Origin of the sequence: Acinetobacter sp. YH16031 (assembly GCF_013417335.1) — a bacterium.
Taxonomy (GTDB): Bacteria; Pseudomonadota; Gammaproteobacteria; order Pseudomonadales; family Moraxellaceae; genus Acinetobacter.
The window spans coordinates 1-4,564 of record NZ_VPED01000071.1 but is presented as its reverse complement, the minus strand read 5'-3'; the positions used below and the strand labels follow the sequence as shown (position 1 = coordinate 4,564).

The following is a 4,564-nucleotide window of genomic DNA, read 5'->3' as shown; positions in this document are numbered from 1 at the left end:
CTAATAGAATTAAGATTAAATGATAGAAATGAATACACGTATTTATCTACGAGCTTCAACTAAAGATCAAGATGCAGAAAGGGCTTTGCAAATTCTTCAGGATCTAAACCAAAACTTGAATTTGGGTAAAACCATTGTGTACGTGGAAAACTATAGTGGTACGAAGTTAGACCGACCTGAATTGAATAAGCTACTGTCAGAAGCAAATCAGGGTGACACCTTGTTGGTTGAAAGTATTGACCGATTATCACGCCTAATCCAACAGGATTTTCAAGAGCTGAAGCGCAGGATTCAGGAGAAAGGACTTCGATTAATTGTGGCAGATCTTCCTACGACCTACCAAATGATTCAAACCAGTGACAGCATTACTCATTCAATCTTGGAACTCATCAACAATATGTTGATTGATCTCCTGGCAACAATGGCACGCCTAGACAATGAGAAACGTATAGAACGTATTAAGCAGGGCCTGGAACGTTCGGGTTACAAGCCAACAGGTAAGAAAGCCAATGAGGCTAAGCACAAACGAATAAAAGAATTGCTAGCATCTGGCAATATGACTAAGGAAGAAATTGCCAAAGCAGTGAATTGTGGAGTTGCAACTGTTTATCGAGTTGCTAAAGTCATTTAAAAAGGCTTGTATCAGTGCTTCCCTTATGTCATATCTATTTACAAAGGAGCAAGGCATTCTTAAAGGTCAAAAGACGGAATTAATGATGAAAAAGCATTTGATTTTCCTTGTTTTTATAGTGATGGTTTTTATTTTAGCTCTGGTTGTAAAGATTGATAATGATCATAAAAAAGGGCAAGCATTAAAGAAATTGGAACTAGTTGAAAAGCAAATCCCTTAGGTAAAAATTGACTTATACTGGCTTTGTTGCACAAAGATTTCATAACTATATGATTTTAAAAGTTTTGATTATTTTTTGATCCAAAATTAAATTTATTTAAATCAGATGCTTACATATTTATGCAACAAAGCCACTTATACTTATTTAAATAACGCTAATAACTAAGCCCAAAAAACACCTAGACCCAGTGCTATACACGCTTAGTTTTTTATATTTCAAAAGAGTATTTTAGCAAATATCATAAAAGATCGGTCTATTCTCAAGCCGGTTTTCTATATCGCAGAGCATCATGGCTTTATCATAGATATATGAATATTAAGATAAATAAAAAGCCCTATAGTCTCTCCCGTTACTATAAGGCTTATAAAACGCTGTAATTTTTTTCTTAATTACCTACTTTTCGATGTAGGTTATGAAAATATTTTACCTATTGGTAAAAATAAAGATATAAGACAAAAGATGAATACGTTAGGAATTCCGCGTAAAAACTACTAATTTCGTATAACCACCATTATGTTAAATGAAAAAATATATTGATTTAAATTTTGTCAGAATGAAGTATTTATTTTATTGATTAAAATAAAAAATAAAGATTAATACTATGATAAAAAATAAGAATATTTATTGTGACTATCGGAAAAGATTTATGAATAAAACTATGAGTGTGGCTGAGGAATTACTTTATTCAACAGTAAAAATTACTGCATACTTAAATGGAAAAGCTCATAGTACAGGGACTGGATTCTTCACAGCCTTCGATAATGATGGAGAAAATTGCTTTCTAGCTCTGGTGACAAACAAACATGTAATAGAAAAGAGTGATCAAATAAAAATCATTTGTCATGTAAAGAATAATGAAGGAGAACCTTCAGGAAATTTTGTCGAACTAAGCATTGGGATAAACGATAAACAGGTTATCTATCATCCTGATACGAAAATTGATTTATGTGCTATCTCTATTGCAGGTTTGATAAATCAAGCAATAGATCAAGGTATGCCAATATTCTATAAATTTTTAGATTTATCATTAATACCGAATACCGATGATTGGCAATATTTTGATGCTATTGAAGAAGTAACAATGATTGGCTGTCCTAATGGTATTTCTGATGAGGTAAACCATCTACCTATTATTCGTAAGGGAATAACGGCCTCTTCTCTTGCAAAACTATATAATGGAAAACAAGAGTTTATGGTTGATATGGCTTGTTTCCCAGGATCCTCTGGATCACCAATTTTTTTATATGATAAAAAGGGGTATTTAGACAGAAAAACTAATACTTATTATATGGATAAAAGTCGAATTCATTTAGTTGGTATATTATATGCGGGGCCGCTAATAAATAATAATGGACAAGTAATTCTGGCTCAACCTCCTCAAGTAACAGTTGCAGCAATGATGCATTTAGGTAATGCAATAAGATCAACAGAACTTCACGTACTGAATGATGAAGTTCGTAAATTTAAATCCACATTAATTTCTGCTCAAGTTTAGAATTCCTAAAATTAACATAATACACGTTATACGAAATGCTGTATAATTATCCTTATAATTCAACGCTGTAGTTTCTAGTTTATAGCCCGAGCATCCCTGTTCGGGCTTTTTTTATGATTTTTCATGTTTCACGATCAAAAAACAATCAATGTTCCACGGTTTTGATTAGTCTGATTAAATAGTCCTATCACCCATAGGGCTTGAAAAAACGGCTCCAGAAGCCCCTTTTTTCAGGCTCTGGTTCAATATGCTCCGGCACTGGAATGCGTTTAATTTCTTGAGTAGTCAATCCGCCCTCATTTGGTTTTTTTGACCGAGGATCTGTTGCTATATCCTGGTCAGATTGCTGCTCTGTAAACGTGCTTATATTGGCTTGTGGTGGCTTCATTTCAATAAGTGTAAGTAGCGTGTCAATACGAGCATTTGCCTTCGTTTCCCGATCTTCTGCTTTTTCCAACTGTTTCTTTAAAAACTCAATCTGATTTTTGAGTTCAACAACTGTATTATCAGTGTATTCAGGTGTATCAATGTTTTGTCTTGGAGACGTATCAAGACGTTTTGAGTTTGTTCCACCAAAAGGCTCACCATAGACACGAAGTAATTCTGAAAAGTCGATAGAACCATCATGATCACGACTTAATACTCCGTTTTTTATATCTTTGTAGAGTGTGGCCCGAGATTTTTTATACAGTGTTGCAGCATCACTAACACTGTATTTTGTACTTGTTTTCATATTGTATTACTGTGTATTAACGATACGTATTGGAGAATACAATAAGTGTATTCTCCAATAAACTCAAAGTTTAAAGCCTAAGTTTTTTAGATAAGGTAAAAACTGTTTTTGCTGTTTTGGATCTCTCAACATATCTTTAATTGTTATAGCTAAATCATCATAGCTTTCACCTTGCTGTGCTAGATGTGATAGTTCATGTAAACGAGAAAGTTGATTTCCAAACATATTAATTTGAGCATCTGTTAGTTTATAAAATTCTTTAGGTACATCTGTATTCGGATGACTAATACTCTTAGTCTTTTCTTTAAATGAAAAAATAATACTAGTAACTTTACGACCAGTCTTTTTCTGTTCATAAGTGACATTTAAAGGGCTGCATTCGTTTATTTGGTCTATAGCAGTATCAATTACTCGTTTCTTGAAATCTGCGAATAAAGGGTACTTTTTACCAAGCTCAAGCATTGTCCGCAAATTCTCAACTGAAATTTCACGCTTACCTATTTGTCGATATTGAACAAGTAGCTCATAAATACGAATACCGTACCCACTATTTATTCCAGCGATGTCTGACAGGGCATATTTGGTGAATTCTCTACTTAGATTAGATATGAAAGGCAGAATTGGTTTTGAAAAACGAATACCAATGACACTTTGACTATCTAGAAATTGAACTTCTTGTACCCATCGCATTTTTATAGACTTGTCATCAATACTGAGGTTAATAGATCGTTCATAGAGTCTATTAATACCTTCCTTTAAATCTCTGTATGCAGTTTTTTCATGTACACCTAATTGCCTTAACTCATTGATACTAACAGGATATAGCTCATCATCTGTAATAGGCTGATTTTTTGGAATCCGTGAAATGGCAGCTAAGACAATTCGTTGCTCTACGGCACTTAATTGATATGAGGCTTCTATTACTTGATTTGATTTTACAACGTGATTTTTATTCAAAATAAAACCATTAATTTTTAATATATGACAAATATATACTTGTCATAGTTAGTAGTCAATCCGTCATAGTTAAGTAGTCAATCCGTCATAGTTAGTAGTCAATCCGTCATAGTTAGTAGTCAATCCGTCATAGTTAAGCTTTAAAACCCTTACTGTATAAGGCATACAGGGGACTGAAAAGATTTAAAATATTTAAAATATATTTAAAAAGAGCAAATTGAAAAATTGCCCTTGGTTTTCGCTTCGCTCAAACTCTATTGAACTTCGCTTTCGCTCAGTTCGTTGGGGCAATTTTTTGGTTAATACTTGCGTGACTTTAAGAAAAAGCAAAAGAAACTCGGAATTCGCTACGCTCATAAAACTTTTTTACTCGCTACGCTCGATCCAGGAGCAAATTTCTGCATGAAACTTACGCTTTCTTAGGCTAAAGAGGGCAAAAAAATGTTTTTCAGAGGGTCTAGGCGCAAATTTTGATAGTTCGCTCGTAGACACTCGCTCTATGCATCTATCTAAAGTCAAAATACCTCT

5 protein-coding genes are annotated in these 4,564 nt (G+C 33.6%); 3 read left to right on the top strand and 2 right to left on the bottom strand.

Annotated features, from left to right (window positions below; translation table 11 throughout):
- Positions 1-19: 19 nt before the first annotated feature.
- The 3 genes from FTV31_RS15570 (at position 20) to FTV31_RS15560 (ending at position 2,346) form a co-directional block, all read left to right on the top strand.
- Entirely contained in the window at positions 20-631 is a 612-nt protein-coding gene (locus FTV31_RS15570) for a recombinase family protein (protein ID WP_163146741.1), read from the top strand.
- Positions 591-851: a hypothetical protein gene (locus FTV31_RS15565; protein ID WP_163146737.1), complete on the top strand. Its 261-nt coding sequence runs from the start codon at positions 591-593 to the stop codon at positions 849-851. Before FTV31_RS15570 ends, FTV31_RS15565 begins: the two co-directional genes overlap by 41 nt.
- 646 nt (positions 852-1,497) lie before the next feature.
- Positions 1,498-2,346, top strand: coding sequence for a serine protease (locus FTV31_RS15560; RefSeq protein WP_163146740.1), 849 nt, complete (start codon positions 1,498-1,500; stop codon positions 2,344-2,346).
- Between the two features lie 187 nt (positions 2,347-2,533).
- Here FTV31_RS15560 and FTV31_RS15555 read toward each other — a convergent pair whose 3' ends face one another.
- Together FTV31_RS15555 and repM are read right to left on the bottom strand one after the other, a co-directional pair.
- Positions 2,534-3,079, bottom strand: a complete 546-nt coding sequence (locus tag FTV31_RS15555; RefSeq protein ID WP_002067466.1) for a plasmid replication DNA-binding protein — start codon at positions 3,077-3,079, stop codon at positions 2,534-2,536.
- Positions 3,080-3,142: 63 nt separating this feature from the next.
- Positions 3,143-4,036 (bottom strand): replication initiation protein RepM, encoded by an 894-nt coding sequence (gene repM / locus FTV31_RS15550; protein ID WP_057048785.1) that lies wholly within the window; start codon positions 4,034-4,036, stop codon positions 3,143-3,145.
- Positions 4,037-4,564 lie beyond the last annotated feature (528 nt).